The following is a 14054-nucleotide window of genomic DNA, read 5'->3' on the forward strand; positions in this document are numbered from 1 at the left end:
GCATTACTGTGCCAAAAACTCAAAAACAACGTAATCTAGAAAAGCTAACCTGTATCCCCGCAGGTAGCTTGGTGGATGTTGAAATCACTACACCAACCGACAGTAAACGCGTAAAAACAGAATTTATTGGTTTGATGAATGATCAGTACATCATTATCAATTATCCATCAGCAAAGCGCTTAGCAAATGGTAGTGATTTCATCAAAGATGGGGTGATGGTCGTTATACGCGCGGTACTTGAAGCGGGCGGTGGGCAAGTAATTGCTTTTCGTCAGCAAATAAGCGCCTTGGCATCGCATCCACATCGTTTAATTTTTCTCGACTTTCCGCAGCAAGTACAGCTTTATAGCTTGCGTAGTGAAGCGCGTATTCCTACGTTATTCTCGGCAAACTTAGTGATTGCAGAGCAAAAACTAGCTGGGCTTATCAAAGATATTTCACTCACAGGCGTGCAGTTTGATCTTAATAGCAAGGAGGACTTAAGCGCTTTTAAAGGGCAAAGCTGCCAAATCACACTCAGTAAACGAGAGTTTAATGGCACAGTATGTAGCGTGCGCAAAAGAGCGGGTGGTTTTATGTTCGGTGTACAGCTTGATACCAGTGAAGATGAAATGAAAGCGTTTATGAAAGAGCACTTAATTGACCTTTCTGTGCTGGATAACTAATACCAATTCGCCATTTTGCAACAAAATGGCTATTTCCCCCGATTTAATCCTATAAATATCAAAATTAATTTTTAAATAAATTTAAATAACCAATAAAATCAATGTTCTATTAATTAAATTAATTTCTATTTTTTTCTTTAAGTTTTGTTGTTCAGATAGAGTTTATTTTCAAATTTCTAATTTTTCTGTTTTCTAATTCGAGTTAATCGCTATTGCCTCCATTTTAATCTTTGTAACTTATTGATTTTAAAGGAAGCGTAAAACCAACCTCCGAGCTTGTTGCAAAACAGCAACAAATAAATCGCGTTATTTCCCCCTAATTCTCGATATTTCAATTTAATGCATTGATTTTATTGTTCTTTTTAACTTTGGCATCGAAGTTGAAGTAGTCTTAGCGAACACAGAGAAAAACTGATTCAGGAACATATCCTTTATCACAGTTGAGACAACATTGAAGGAATAGTGATTATGAAAACGTTACACAAAACTTTAGCACTTGTAGCTCTTGCAACTTCATCAGCAGCGTTTGCCGCTGACTTTGACACATTGGATGTTAATGGCGATGGCGCTATCAGCAAAAGCGAAGCATCAGTAAGCGAAACGTTAATGAGCCAATTTAAAGAGCTTGATACAGACGGCAACGGTGAGCTGTCTAAACAAGAGTACTCAAAAGCTTAATTTCATTGTAAGGACACACTGAAAAGGACTTCTAACTCAAGACAACACATTTTGAAGGAATGACATTATGAACACAGTAAATAAAACACTAGCACTTATGGCACTTGTATCTTCATCAGCAGCGTTTGCGATGAGTGATTTCAATACTCTAGATGTTGATGGCAATGGTGTTATCAGCCAAAGCGAAGCATCGGTAGATGCAGAGCTAATGAGCAAATTCAGTGAATTAGACACTGACGGTAACGGTGAGTTATCGAAACAAGAATTTTCAAAAGCTTAATGTGATTAAGCAAAACCAGTTTATTTAGCTGATTAGTTCTGAGCTGCCAAAGACAGCCTAAATGGATAAGGGAATCCATGACAAAGGACAACACTGGAAGTGTGATCAGCTAACACTCTTAAAATTAAAGGAATATGATTATGAAAACAGTAAACAAAACATTAGCTTTAATCGCACTTGCATCTTCTTCAGCAGCTTTTGCAGCAACTGATTTTGACACTCTAGACGTAGACGGTAACGGCGTGGTTAGCAAAAGTGAAGCTGCCGTTGACGCAAAAATTATGTCGCAGTTTAAAACATTAGACGTGAATGGCGACGGCGTTCTTACTGAAGCAGAATTCTCTGAAGCCGAATAACTGAATTAAATGAGTCTTTATACCAGTTTCCACTAAACAAGGATCTCAGAAACGGATTTCACTCTTTTAAAATTTAAGGTAGTTATTATGAAACAGTTAAGCACAACAATCGCAATTTTAGCACTAGCAACATCATCAGCAGCCTTTGCACAAGGCGTAAGCTTTTCAACATTCGATACCGACGGTGATGGTGTGATCAGCAAAGAAGAAGCGTCTGCAAATATGCAGCTTGAAAAGTTATTTCCAGAGCTAGATAGCGATGGTAATGGCGAACTTTCTAAAGAAGAGTTCGCTCAAATTCAATAGAATCTTTTAGAAAAGTTAGGTACTTTCACTTCAAGAGTCGTAAAGCAGCTGTCATGGCTGCTTTTTTCGTTTATAAGCTTTCGTTTACAAGAAGATAGCACTTACTTGGAACAGCTTTTCAACAACTGTAATGTGCTTTTTATCAATCAAGAACATGATGACGTGGTCACCTGATTGAATAACCGTGTCGTCATGGGCAATCAGTACATCATCGTTACGCACAATTGCACCAATGGTTGTTCCAGCTGGTAGCTTAATATCAGCAATAGCTCTGCCAACAACTTTAGAAGTATGCTCATCACCGTGAGCGACAGCCTCAATGGCTTCTGCTGCACCCTTACGTAACGAATAAACATTAACAATGTCACCACGACGTACGTGTGTTAGCAGCGCCGAGATAGTGGCTTGCTGAGGTGAAATAGCAATATCAATTTCACCGCCTTGTACTAGGTCAACATATGCGCCACGCTGAATAAGCACCATGGTTTTTTGTGCGCCCATACGCTTTGCCAGCATCGCAGACATAATGTTTGCTTCATCGTCGTTAGTCACTGCGATGAACACATCCACTTGTTCAATGTGTTCTTCAGATAACAGCTCTTGATCTGAGGCATCGCCACAGAATACAACCGTGTTATCAAGCATTTCAGAGAGCTGTGCTGCACGCTCTTTATTGCGCTCAAGCAGCTTAACGCTATGGTTTTTCTCAAGTGAACGCGCAAGGCCCGCACCGATATTACCACCACCGGCAATCATGATTTTTTTGTATGAACGTTCAAGCTTCTGAAGCTCATTCATGACTGCTCGAATATGCTTTGTTGCAGCGATAAAGAACACTTCATCGTCTGCTTCGATAACGGTTGTGCCAAGCGGTTTAATCGCTTTACCTTGACGATAAATAGCCGCTACACGGGTTTCGACATTCGGAATGTGTTCTTTCAAGGCTGAAAGTGCATAACCCACCAGCAAACCACCGTAATAGGCTTTCACCGCAACCAGCGATAACATGCCATCGGCAAATTGTAATACCTGTAAAGCACCCGGATAGTCGATTAAGCGACGAATATACTTAGTTACCAGCGCTTCTGGAGCAATGTAGTGGTCAACAGGTAAATCATCGTTATGGAATAGCTTTTCACGGTACTTTAAGTATTGCTCTGAGCGAATACGGGCTATTTTAGTTGGTGTGTTAAAAATACTATAAGCAACTTGGCAAGCAACCATGTTCACTTCATCTGAACTGGTGACAGCAATAATCATATCGGCGTCTTCTGCGCCTGCGCGACGCAATACATCGGGATGCGCACTGTGACCGGTAACACCTTGTAAGTCGTACTTATCTTGTAGCTCTCGCAAACGGTTACCGTCGATGTCGACAACGGTGATCTCATTTTGCTCACCTACGAGGTTTTCTGCCAGTGTGCCACCAACTTGTCCGGCACCGAGTATGATTATTTTCATAGCTTGTTCTTATTAGTGTTTTTTTACTAGCTTTGCATAATAGAAACCGTCACTTTCACCAGGCAGTAATTGCAGACCAGGTAACGTAGGCGTGTCGTTTTCATGCAGAGGTATGTGTTCAGCACTTGGATTATTGGCAAGGAACTTGGCAACTTGTTGTTGGTTCTCTTGCGGTAATACAGAGCAGGTCGCATAAACTAACGTACCACCTGGCTTAAGTAGAGGCCAGATGCTATTTAGGATATCGCCTTGTAAATTAGCCAGATCTTCAATATCAGATGCACGACGTAGCCATTTAATATCAGGGTGACGACGGATCACGCCAGTAGCTGAACAAGGCACATCAAGCAAGATACGGTCAAATTGCTGCTCATCCCACCAGATATGCGGTTGTGAAGCATCGGCACATTGTAGATCAGCAGTTAAACCAATACGGACTAAGTTTTGTTTAACGCGTTCTAGGCGCTCGCTGTCGCTATCAAGTGCTAATACGTCGGCATCAGCAAGTTCTAGGATATGACACGTTTTACCACCTGGCGCTGCACAGGCATCTAAAACGACATCATCATTTTGTGGATCTAAAAAGCGTGCTGCTAATTGTGCTGCTGCATCTTGAACTGAGCAGGCTCCGGTATCAAATTCTGGCAGTGCGTATACATCACATGGTTTAGCTAGTTTAATACCATCAGGAAAATCAGCATTAAGGGTATGCTCAATATCATTTGCTTTAAGCATTTCGCTGTATTCTTGGGTGCTATATTGCGCTTGGTTTACACGTAACCACATAGGTGCTTGCAGCTGATTCGCTTCAAGGATTTCTTGCCAGGTATCAGGGTAAGCTGCAGTAACTTGTTTGATAAACCAACCTGGGTGGTTAAATTTGCAAACAGGAATTTGCTTTGCTTTTTCTTCAAGCTCGGCTTGTTCTCGTTGGAAACTGCGTAAAATAGCGTTAATCAGGCCTTTTAAACCCAGTGCGCGCATTTGCTGAAGCGCATTAACCGTTTCGCTGATTGCTGCATGAGGCGGTACACGCATATGTTGAAGTTGGTAAATACCCACATACAACAAGAACTGGAAAATACGGCGCTTGCCTTTTAGCGGTTGATCTAAAAGTTGCTGGCAATAATTTTCTAGGCTAGGTAAATAGCGCAGCACACCGTAGCAAATTTGTTGTAGTAGGGCTTTATCTTTCGGCGATAATCCTTGGCTTGCAAAAGGCAGCTCTTGATTAAGCGATGCACCTTTATCAACCACGTTGTAGAGGGTTTCAGCAGCAAGTGCTCTTACATTACTCATTGCTTTGACCTAATACTGAGCCAGGTTCAACCCAATCACTTCGACCATTTAAAAAGTCAGTAACAGCCATTGGTTTTTTACCTTGTGGTTGAAGAAGGGTGATTTTAAGTGCATCTTGCCCACAGCCAACGGTAATACCTTGCTTATCAGCAGCAATGATTTTACCGGCTTGTGCAGTTTGCGATACAACTTCGGCTTGCCAAATTTTTACCGTTTGTCCTGCCATTTCAGTGAAGCAAACAGGCCATGGATTAAAGGCACGGATATTACGCTCAATTTGCGCAGCATCCATTGACCAATCAATATTGGCTTCGTCTTTTGATAGCTTCTTGGCGTAATTTGCTTGTGCGTCATCTTGCTTTTCTGGGGTGATTTCACCTGCAGCAAGACGATTGATAGTACTGATCAGTGCATCAGGACCCAGTGCAGCTAGCTTATCGTATAAAGAGCTACTGGTTTCTGTGCTATCAATCGGGCAACGGCTGATATGTAGCATATCGCCGGTATCTAAGCCTTCATCCATTTGCATTATTGTTACACCGGTTTCATTGTCACCAGCCCAAATAGCACGTTGGATCGGTGCAGCACCACGCCAGCGCGGTAAAATCGAGCCATGCACGTTTAAGCAGCCTAAGCGCGGTGCATCTAAAATCGCTTTTGGTAACAGTAAGCCGTACGCCACCACAATCATAATATCGGCGTTCAGGCTGGTAAGCTCTGCAAGCGCTTCATCTGATTTTAGTGATTGCGGTTGAAATACAGGTAAATCATGAGCAAGTGCCAGTTCTTTAACTTCACTGGCTTTTAGCTTTTTACCTCGGCCCGCTGGGCGATCTGGTTGGCTATATACACCAACAACGTCGTGCTCTGAGTCAATCAGTGCTTGTAAATGGCGCGCAGCGAAATCCGGCGTACCAGCAAAAATAATGCGTAATGGTTGTGTCACAGGTATTCCTATTGATTAACTTATGATTTAGCAGCCAGCTTAGCTTCTTTCTCAAGCTTTTTACGGATACGTTGGCGCTTTAAAGGCGATAGATAATCAATAAATAGGGTGCCTTTAAGGTGATCAAGCTCATGCTGAATACAAATCGCTAATAGCTCGTCAGCATCTAGGCTGAATTCTTCACCGTTTTCATTTAGCGCTTTAACAGTGACTGTTTCTGCGCGGTCAACTTTTGCGTATGAGTAAGGAACTGATAAACAGCCTTCTTCACTTACTGTTGAGCCATCTTTTTTGGTGATTTCTGGGTTGATTAACACTAACGGTTGGTCGCGCTCTTCAGATACGTCGATCACCACAATTCGCTGGTGGATATCTACTTGCGTCGCTGCTAAGCCGATACCGTTTTCGTCATACATAGTTTCAAGCATGTCTTTTACGATTTGACGAACTTCATCGTTTACTTCTGGTACTTCTTTCGCGATTGTACGTAAACGCTCATCCGGAAATCTCAAAACTTCTAACCTAGCCATAGTTACCTTTTACACTTGTGATTCATTTAGGGTATTGTATGCTCTTATTTTAGCCATTCGTGTTCACCTTTAACAGGTTTTGGTCGATAATAATCTAAAAACAACTCAAGGAAGCCTAATGAGATACCCACTAGTTGCGGCTTTGTTAGCCTTTAGCAGTGCTTTTCCTGCAATTGCTGATGTGTTAACAATAAAAAAAGACGCACCAAAACAATATGTTGTCAAAAAAGGCGATACACTTTGGGATATCTCGGGCGTGTATCTTGATGAGCCTTGGCAATGGCCTGATTTGTGGCAGATGAACCCGCAAATTGCGAATCCGCATTTAATATACCCGGGTGATGCGCTCACTTTAATTTACGATAAAGACGGAAATCCTCGTTTAGTTAAAAATCCGCGTTATAAAAAACTCTCTCCAGAAGGGCGGATCACACCAAAAGGCAAGCAAGCTGTGCCAACATTGCCTTTGGAGTTGCTGCGCCCATATTTGAGTTATGAGCAAGCGATTAGCGCCGATGTTATTGCACAAAAACCATATATTCTGGGTGCCAGTGTTAATACCAAAATGAATACCATGGGCCATACGCTTTACGTTAAAGGTGACTTAACACTTAACGAAGCTTATGGCGTGTACCGTAAAGGCAATGATCTTGTTGATCCAAATACCAATGAAGTACTAGCGAATAAAGCGGAATTAGTGGCGATTGTTCGCGCATTTAGAAGCGGTGATGTGGAAAACGGCGTACCTGCCTCAGTTAAAGTTGAGTTGGTAAAACAAGAAATTAAACCTCATGACTTCTTAATGCCGGCGATGGAAGGGCAAATGATGCCAGCCTATTTCACTATGAAACGCCCTGAAGCTGTTTTAGATGGCACTATTATCGCCGCAGCTAATGAAATGCGTGAATTTAGTACCATGGATATTGTTGTACTAAACTTAGGTTCAGACCAAGTGAAACCGGGTTTTGTACTTGATATTCAGCGTCAATCACCTGAAGTGTATGACGGCCGCAATGGGCCTCGTTACCGCGAAGATTCTAACAGTCTTGAGAAATTCATGACTGATGCAAATGATGTGTTAGGAATTGAAAGCGATGAAGACAGTAATGTATGGCACATGCCAAAGGAAAAAGTCGGTGAGCTAATGGTGTTTAAGGTATATGACAACGTTAGCTACGCATTGATTGTGAAGAATCAGCACCCGATCCGAGTTGGAGATTATGCAGTTATAAACTAACTCACAATTTGGGCGCTCTAAGGAGGGAGCATGGCACAGGTTTCAGGCAAGCTATCCCATTGGCTTGCCTTTTATTTATGTAAAGGGCTTGGGATAAAAAGCCTTATTGCATTAAGTCAAAAACAGTCACTGGATGAGCTATTTAAGCTATCTAGTTCAGAGCTACAACAGCTTGGTTTATCACAAAGCCAAGCCGATAACTTAGTCAATACCGACTGGCAATTAGTGACCCACTACCAAGAGCTAATAGCAAGACTTGAAATCAAAGTAATAAGCTATTTTGATAGCAGCTATCCGCCCTTACTCAAACAAATAGCCAGCGCACCTATCTTATTATTTTGTTTAGGTAACACAGAGTTATTACTGTCACCGCAAATTGCAATTGTAGGTAGCCGCAATGCCACACCGACAGGGCTTGAAGTCGCTGCTGAGTTTGCCCATCAATTATCTGCTGTTGGTATGACAGTGACATCCGGAATGGCTATGGGAATTGATGGTGCTGCCCATAAAGGCGCATTAGCAGGGTCAGGAAACACCATTGCCGTACTGGGCACGGGTATCGATATCGCTTATCCCAAACGTCATCGCTTACTCATAAAACAGGTTGCAGAGCGGGGATTGTTGGTTTCTGAGTTCTTACCTGGCACCGCTGCTAATGCCGCTAATTTCCCGCGCCGAAACCGTATTATCTCTGGATTGTCATTAGGTGTATTGATTGTCGAAGCGCAAATTAAAAGTGGCTCATTGGTTACCGTACGCTATGCACTTGAGCAAAATAAAGAGGTGTTTGCAGTGCCGGGGTCGATAAAAAGCCCACTATCAGAGGCAAGCCATTTCTTAATTAAGCAAGGCGCTAAATTGACAGAAAATATTAGTGATATTCTTGATGAAGTGAGCTTTTTCTGTGAAAACAGTCTATATAGTATAGAACAGCCTATAGCAGATGAACCCGACTGCCCAGTGTTCAAAAGTATAGGGTATGAGGTAACAAGTGTTGACCAAATAACACAGCGCAGCCTATTACCTGTAGACGAAGTACAAGCTCGGTTACTCGACTTAGAGCTCGCAGATAAAATCGAACGAGTACTAGATGGTTATATAAGACTTGGAGGACATAAACATGTTTGACATCCTCATGTATCTTTTTGAAAACTATATCCATAGTGAAGCTGAAATCTTTACTGAAGAGAACGAACTTACCGATGAGTTAGTTCGTGCTGGCTTCAATAAACCTGAAATCTACAAAGCACTTGATTGGCTAGAGCAACTTGCTGACTTACAACAAAGCGATATCTACCCGTACCTTAATGCCCAGCCACAACATGCCATGCGTATTTACACTGATAGTGAATGCCAAATGTTAAGTGTAGAGTGTCGCGGCTTTTTAATGTTTATCGAGCAAATTGGCGTGATTAACACCGTAACCCGCGAAATGGTGATAGATAGACTTTGTGCTCTAGATAAACCATTTATTTCTTTGGAAGATCTAAAGTGGGTGGTGCTTATGGTGTTATTTAATGTACCAGGGTCAGAGCAAGCTTACGCACAAATGGAAGACTTAATATTTGACGAGCCAGCTGATGTATTACACTAAGTAGACTTTGCTTGTATCTTTGTTGAGTTTGGGTATATTAGGCGAAAATTAGCCAACCCCACAGGAATCTTATGAGTAAAATCGACCATTCTCTTTTTTCTGCAGATAAGCATGCACTCGAAAAAGAGTATGAGGTTTGCCCTAAATGCGGTTCTGAATTGGTTATGCGCAACTCAAAGTCAGGGCCGTTCTTAGGCTGTGCCAGTTACCCTAAATGTGACTTCATCCGCCCATTAGCTCATCACGATAGCCAACAAATAAAGGTGCTCGAAGACAGTGCCTGCCCAGAGTGTGGTAAGCCATTGGTAATAAAAAATGGCCGCTACGGTATGTTTATTGGGTGTACGGGCTATCCTGAGTGCCACTATATTGCTCATGACGAAGAGCCTGACGATGCCCCTCAATTACCTGCTTGCCCTAAATGCAAAAAAGGCCAGCTGGTTGCGCGTAATAATAAGTTTGGCAAAACCTTTTATTCTTGTGATGGCTATCCGCGTTGTAAATATACGCTTAATCACAAACCTGTGGCGACTGAGTGCCCGGCCTGCCAGTGGCCAATTATGACCGAAAAGAAAACCGCTTCAGGTGTTGTGTTACAATGCCCGCAGAAGTCGTGTATGCATAAGTTAGTCGAATCTTAATGCACTTGTAATTTGTTTATTTAGGAGAGTTTCTTTGTCTGATCCTGTTGCACAACCAGCCAATGCAATTGACGCTTTGCAGCAAGGCGGTGTGATTGTTTACCCAACCGAAGCTGTTTTTGGTCTTGGTTGCGATCCTGATAACCAAGCTGCGGTTGAAAAGCTTTTAGCCATCAAACAACGTCCTGTAGAAAAAGGCTTAATATTAATTGCTGACAATTATGGCCAGTTATTAAAGTATGTAGATGATGCCAAAATCCCGATGGATAAACGTGCTGATATCTTTTCACAATGGCCAGGTGCTATCACTTGGGTGATGCCAGCAGCAAAAGAAACGCCAAAGTGGCTAACAGGTCAGTTTGATACTATTGCGGTACGTGTTACTGATCATCCAACGGTAAAAGCCCTGTGTCAGCAATTTGGTAAGCCGTTGGTTTCAACAAGTGCAAACTTAAGCGGTCAAGAAACGGTAATGACTATCGCACAAGCGAAAAGCGAATTTGCAGACACAGTAGATTTTTATGTTGATGAGCCGTTAGGTGGCAACAGCCAACCAAGTGTGATCAAAGATGCAGCGACCGGTAAAGTATTTAGAGGATAAACATGCAAAGCGAGCTACTCGAACAAGTTAAAACCTATTTAATGGCCTTACAAGATACAATTTGTCAGGGCCTTGAAAATGCTGACGGCAAAGCAAAATTTGTTGAAGACAATTGGCAACGTGCAGAAGGCGGTGGTGGCCGTACTCGTGTTATCCAAGGTGGAAATGTCATCGAACAGGGTGGGGTAAACTACTCGCATGTATTTGGTGCTTCAATGCCTGCATCAGCAACAGCCCATCGTCCAGAGCTCGCTGGTCGTAGTTTTCATGCATGTGGTGTGTCATTAGTGATCCACCCTAATAATCCACATATTCCAACTAGCCATGCCAATGTGCGTTTCTTTATTGCCGAAAAAGAAGGCGAAGAGCCAATTTGGTGGTTTGGTGGTGGTTTTGATTTAACACCTTATTACCCTGTTTTTGAAGATGTACAACATTGGCATCAGGTGGCTAGCGATTTATGTCAGCCATTCGGCGCAGAGGTTTACGACAAATATAAAAACTGGTGTGATGATTACTTTTATTTAAAACATCGCAGCGAAACCCGTGGTGTTGGTGGCTTATTCTTTGATGATTTAAATGAGTTAGGCTTTGAACAAAGCTTTGCCTTTATGCAGGCAGTAGGAAATGGCTATTTAGATGCTTACCTTCCTATAATTGAGCGCCGTAAAGACACGCCAATAACCGAACAGCAACGTGACTTTCAATTGTATCGTCGTGGTCGTTATGTTGAGTTTAATCTTGTTTGGGATCGCGGCACATTATTTGGCTTACAAACAGGTGGACGTACTGAGTCTATTTTAATGTCGATGCCACCATTAGCACGTTGGGAGTATAATTATGTACCTGCTGCAGATAGCCCAGAAGCTAAGCTGTATCAGTACTATTTACGCCCGCAAGATTGGTTAAATAGCAAAGAGTCTGATTTAGTTGCACGCCAATGGCAGCTTTAATCAAGTATTGAAACCACTCTAATCAACATTGCGTTGTCACCCTCTACGAGGGTGGCAACACTGTCACTGCTAGGCAGCTCTGCCAAGACACTAAATAGCACTTCTGCTTTTAGTATTTCTAGCTTATCAGGTGTTGTATCAATGGGGGCGCTAACCTGTACTAAGCATTGACTGATATCACAGGCATAGAAATCAAGTTTCACCTCAAAATATTCAGGGTGCTGAATAAGCTTATCAAAACCGTCAACAATACTTTGTTCATACTTATCGCTTTTTGAGGTTTTACCTTGGCTGAGAAGAGATTGAGCAATCTGTTGAATATCATCATGATAAATATATTCATTAACAGTGCTTATTTGATCAGCAGTATCATTCACGCTGTGTTGATAGGTAAATAGTAACGCCGCAATAATCCCAATGCAGACTAAAAGAGTTGTTATAAATTTCATTTAAACATCCTTATTTACTATGAAATGCATATAACAACTCTAGCAGTTGTACGAAAAACGCGCAATTTAGCTTAATTTAAAGCGTCTTACTTGCTCATCTAGTGAACGAGCTAACGACAACAGCTCTTCACTGACTTTTTGGTTTTCATGGGCGTCGACTAATGAGTGCTCGGCATTGTCACTAATTGCTATAACGCTTTGGTTAATTTCTTCAGCCGCAAGGTTTTGCTGTTCAGTGGCATCAGCAATTTGCACGTTAAGCTGGTTTATTTCGCTCATTTGTGAAGAAATATCACGTAGAGCTTTAGCAACTTGCTTAACTTGCACAGCTCTTTCGTCTGCTTCTTCGCAAGAGTTATTCATGGTATTAACGGTTTGTGCTGCTTCACTTTGCAGTTTATCGATAGTGCGGCGAATTTCGTCGGTTGAGTCATGGGTGCGGGTCGCTAAAGTACGTACTTCATCGGCTACCACAGCAAAACCTCGGCCAGCTTCACCAGCACGAGCCGCCTCAATGGCAGCATTAAGTGCAAGTAAGTTTGTTTGCTCGGCAATGCTACTTATCACCTCGAGTACTTTACCAACGTCTAACGTTTGGGTTTGCAGTTGACTTACTTGCTCGGCAGCTGCTCTAACATCTGCCGCAAGTTGATTAATACTTTGCTCAGTGTGCTCAGCAACATGTAAGCTTTGCTGCGCAAGTTGATTACTGTGCTCTGACTTCTCAGACGCAAAATGGGTGGTGTTTTTTACTTCACTTGATGAGCTTTCTAGTTCGTTGATGGCGGCAGCAACCGAATCTGTCCCTTGCTTTTGCTTTAAGATCGCTTGCTCGGTAGCATCCGCTGAGGCATAGATGCTTTCGGCAGAGTGGATCAATACCTTAGAAGAATGAGAAACTTGGGCAATATTATCTTTAAATGCGCCTATCATGTGATTAAAGCTGGTGGCAAGAGAGCTAAGCTCGTCATTATTACTGTCGTCTACCGTGAGGCTTAAATCTTTATTGGTGGTTGCCAAGTGCATGGTATGGCTAATGACTTTTAAGCGTTTGATGAAAATTTTTCTAAACATCACTGCTAGTAGTGAGAAAGCCGAAATGAAAATGGCCGCTAATAGTAGCGTGTTCATTAAGGTGTTTTGCGATACCTCTTGCTCAATATCAGCCAGAGAGTAACTAATTTTTACTACACCTAACACATCGCCTTCTTGTGCTTGATGGCAGCCTAAACAGTTTGTTCCTTTATAGTCACTGCGAGCAAACATAGGTTTTAGATAAGTCATCGTACTATTTTGATTATCAATAAATAGTGCTTCAGTGCCTGTTAGTGCTTTTCGCTCAGCATCGTTAGTCGCAACTTGGTTGGCATTTCCTGGCCCATAAATTTTATTAACGATTGGACTACGAATGATATGGGCATCTTCAATATTAGGATGGCTTCTTAATTTAGTACTTAGAATTTCGCGATTAGCCATCGTGCCTGTCAGCATCATGGTATTAATAGAATCGAAGTAATTATCGGCAAGCAGTTTTATGTTACTTTCAACGGTATCTCGTGCTAATTCATGTTGTTGTTGGGCACTACTAAATATACTGGCAAATAATACCAATACCCCTGTTAGTGCTAACAAGGCATAAATTTTAAATTGGATAGACTTCATTCGACGACGCTTTTTCTAAATTAAGGAAAATTTATTATCTTTATTTAGAAAAAGCGTACATTGATATAGCGCAAAGCTTAGTTAGTTTTGATTGATCATATGGCTGGCGAGTTGCGATAACGATTGTCTTAACCCTTCGCGAAGTAGTGGGTTATCAATCTCGATATCAAGCGTTTTATTCATACAATGCATCCATTGGTCACGTAAGTCTTGATCAATAGGGAAAGGCATGTGACGCTTTCTTAGCATTGGGTGACCATATTTTTCAACGAATAGGTCAGGGCCGCCCAGCCAGCCCGATAAAAATTCAAAGAATACTTGGCGAATTCTATCCAAAGGCTGAGGATGCATATCATATAATGGTTTGGCGTATTCATCTGTGGCCATTATGTCGTA

18 protein-coding genes (1 of these 18 running past the window's edge) are annotated in these 14054 nt (G+C 42.0%); 11 read left to right on the forward strand and 7 right to left on the reverse strand.

Annotated features, from left to right (window positions below):
• Positions 1-8: 8 nt before the first annotated feature.
• The 5 genes from KQP93_RS00080 to KQP93_RS00100 all read left to right on the forward strand — a co-directional run bounded on the left by KQP93_RS00080 (position 9) and on the right by KQP93_RS00100 (position 2285).
• Positions 9-665 carry a flagellar brake domain-containing protein gene (locus KQP93_RS00080; protein WP_217875407.1) on the forward strand — a complete coding sequence of 219 codons (657 nt, stop codon included), beginning with the start codon at positions 9-11 and terminating at the stop codon, positions 663-665.
• Between the two features lie 468 nt (positions 666-1133).
• Entirely contained in the window at positions 1134-1343 is a 210-nt protein-coding gene (locus tag KQP93_RS00085) for a calmodulin (protein ID WP_054563772.1), read from the forward strand.
• 67 nt (positions 1344-1410) lie between these two features.
• Positions 1411-1623 carry a calmodulin gene (locus tag KQP93_RS00090; RefSeq protein WP_217875408.1) on the forward strand — a complete coding sequence of 71 codons (213 nt, stop codon included), beginning with the start codon at positions 1411-1413 and terminating at the stop codon, positions 1621-1623.
• Between the two features lie 140 nt (positions 1624-1763).
• Entirely contained in the window at positions 1764-1979 is a 216-nt protein-coding gene (locus KQP93_RS00095; protein ID WP_055022185.1) for a calmodulin, read from the forward strand.
• An 87-nt stretch (positions 1980-2066) separates the two neighbouring features.
• Positions 2067-2285, forward strand: coding sequence for an EF-hand domain-containing protein (locus tag KQP93_RS00100; protein ID WP_054563774.1), 219 nt, complete (start codon positions 2067-2069; stop codon positions 2283-2285).
• 84 nt (positions 2286-2369) lie between these two features.
• Here the strand turns inward: KQP93_RS00100 and trkA are convergent, their stop codons facing one another.
• The 4 genes from trkA to def are packed head-to-tail and all read right to left on the reverse strand — an operon-like array spanning position 2370 to position 6521.
• The gene (trkA, locus tag KQP93_RS00105) at positions 2370-3746 is read right to left on the reverse strand and encodes a Trk system potassium transporter TrkA (RefSeq protein WP_054563775.1); all 1377 of its coding nucleotides are present in this window, start codon (positions 3744-3746) and stop codon (positions 2370-2372) included.
• Positions 3747-3758: 12 nt separating this feature from the next.
• The gene (gene rsmB / locus KQP93_RS00110; protein ID WP_217875409.1) at positions 3759-5045 is read right to left on the reverse strand and encodes a 16S rRNA (cytosine(967)-C(5))-methyltransferase RsmB; all 1287 of its coding nucleotides are present in this window, start codon (positions 5043-5045) and stop codon (positions 3759-3761) included.
• A complete protein-coding gene (fmt, locus tag KQP93_RS00115) occupies positions 5038-5991 on the reverse strand; it encodes a methionyl-tRNA formyltransferase (protein WP_058583684.1) in 954 nt (317 codons plus the stop codon). Before fmt ends, rsmB begins: the two co-directional genes overlap by 8 nt.
• A 20-nt stretch (positions 5992-6011) precedes the next feature.
• Positions 6012-6521, reverse strand: a complete 510-nt coding sequence (def, locus tag KQP93_RS00120) for a peptide deformylase (RefSeq protein ID WP_054554770.1) — start codon at positions 6519-6521, stop codon at positions 6012-6014.
• Between the two features lie 118 nt (positions 6522-6639).
• Between def and KQP93_RS00125 the strand changes: the two genes are divergently transcribed.
• The 6 genes from KQP93_RS00125 to hemF all read left to right on the forward strand — a co-directional run bounded on the left by KQP93_RS00125 (position 6640) and on the right by hemF (position 11547).
• Positions 6640-7758 (forward strand): LysM peptidoglycan-binding domain-containing protein, encoded by a 1119-nt coding sequence (locus tag KQP93_RS00125; RefSeq protein WP_217875410.1) that lies wholly within the window; start codon positions 6640-6642, stop codon positions 7756-7758.
• A 30-nt stretch (positions 7759-7788) separates the two neighbouring features.
• On the forward strand, positions 7789-8886 hold the full coding sequence (dprA, locus tag KQP93_RS00130) for a DNA-processing protein DprA (RefSeq protein WP_217875411.1): 1098 nt from the start codon (positions 7789-7791) through the stop codon (positions 8884-8886).
• On the forward strand, positions 8879-9352 hold the full coding sequence (locus tag KQP93_RS00135) for a DUF494 family protein (protein ID WP_054563780.1): 474 nt from the start codon (positions 8879-8881) through the stop codon (positions 9350-9352). The genes dprA and KQP93_RS00135 overlap by 8 nt, the downstream gene beginning before the upstream one ends.
• A 71-nt stretch (positions 9353-9423) precedes the next feature.
• Positions 9424-9993: a DNA topoisomerase family protein gene (locus KQP93_RS00140; protein ID WP_058583687.1), complete on the forward strand. Its 570-nt coding sequence runs from the start codon at positions 9424-9426 to the stop codon at positions 9991-9993.
• A gap of 34 nt (positions 9994-10027) precedes the next feature.
• Complete coding sequence (locus KQP93_RS00145) at positions 10028-10594, forward strand: L-threonylcarbamoyladenylate synthase (RefSeq protein ID WP_217875412.1); 567 nt, start codon at positions 10028-10030, stop codon at positions 10592-10594.
• Between the two features lie 2 nt (positions 10595-10596).
• Positions 10597-11547 carry an oxygen-dependent coproporphyrinogen oxidase gene (gene hemF / locus KQP93_RS00150; RefSeq protein WP_217875413.1) on the forward strand — a complete coding sequence of 317 codons (951 nt, stop codon included), beginning with the start codon at positions 10597-10599 and terminating at the stop codon, positions 11545-11547.
• Here the strand turns inward: hemF and KQP93_RS00155 are convergent.
• The 3 genes from KQP93_RS00155 to KQP93_RS00165 form a co-directional block, all read right to left on the reverse strand.
• A complete protein-coding gene (locus KQP93_RS00155; protein ID WP_217875414.1) occupies positions 11544-11996 on the reverse strand; it encodes a hypothetical protein in 453 nt (150 codons plus the stop codon). The genes hemF and KQP93_RS00155 overlap by 4 nt on opposite strands.
• Before the next feature lie 66 nt (positions 11997-12062).
• Positions 12063-13658, reverse strand: a complete 1596-nt coding sequence (locus tag KQP93_RS00160) for a methyl-accepting chemotaxis protein (RefSeq protein WP_175080901.1) — start codon at positions 13656-13658, stop codon at positions 12063-12065.
• An 81-nt stretch (positions 13659-13739) separates the two neighbouring features.
• Positions 13740-14054, reverse strand: partial view of a group II truncated hemoglobin gene (locus tag KQP93_RS00165; protein WP_054554758.1) — the 3' portion only. It continues 117 nt past the right edge of the window; 315 of the gene's 432 nt are visible here — the last part of the coding sequence; its start codon lies beyond the right edge, outside the window — the gene reads right to left on this strand; its stop codon occupies positions 13740-13742.

The organism is Pseudoalteromonas shioyasakiensis (genome assembly GCF_019134595.1).
In the GTDB taxonomy this organism is placed as follows: domain Bacteria; phylum Pseudomonadota; class Gammaproteobacteria; order Enterobacterales; family Alteromonadaceae; genus Pseudoalteromonas; species Pseudoalteromonas shioyasakiensis_A.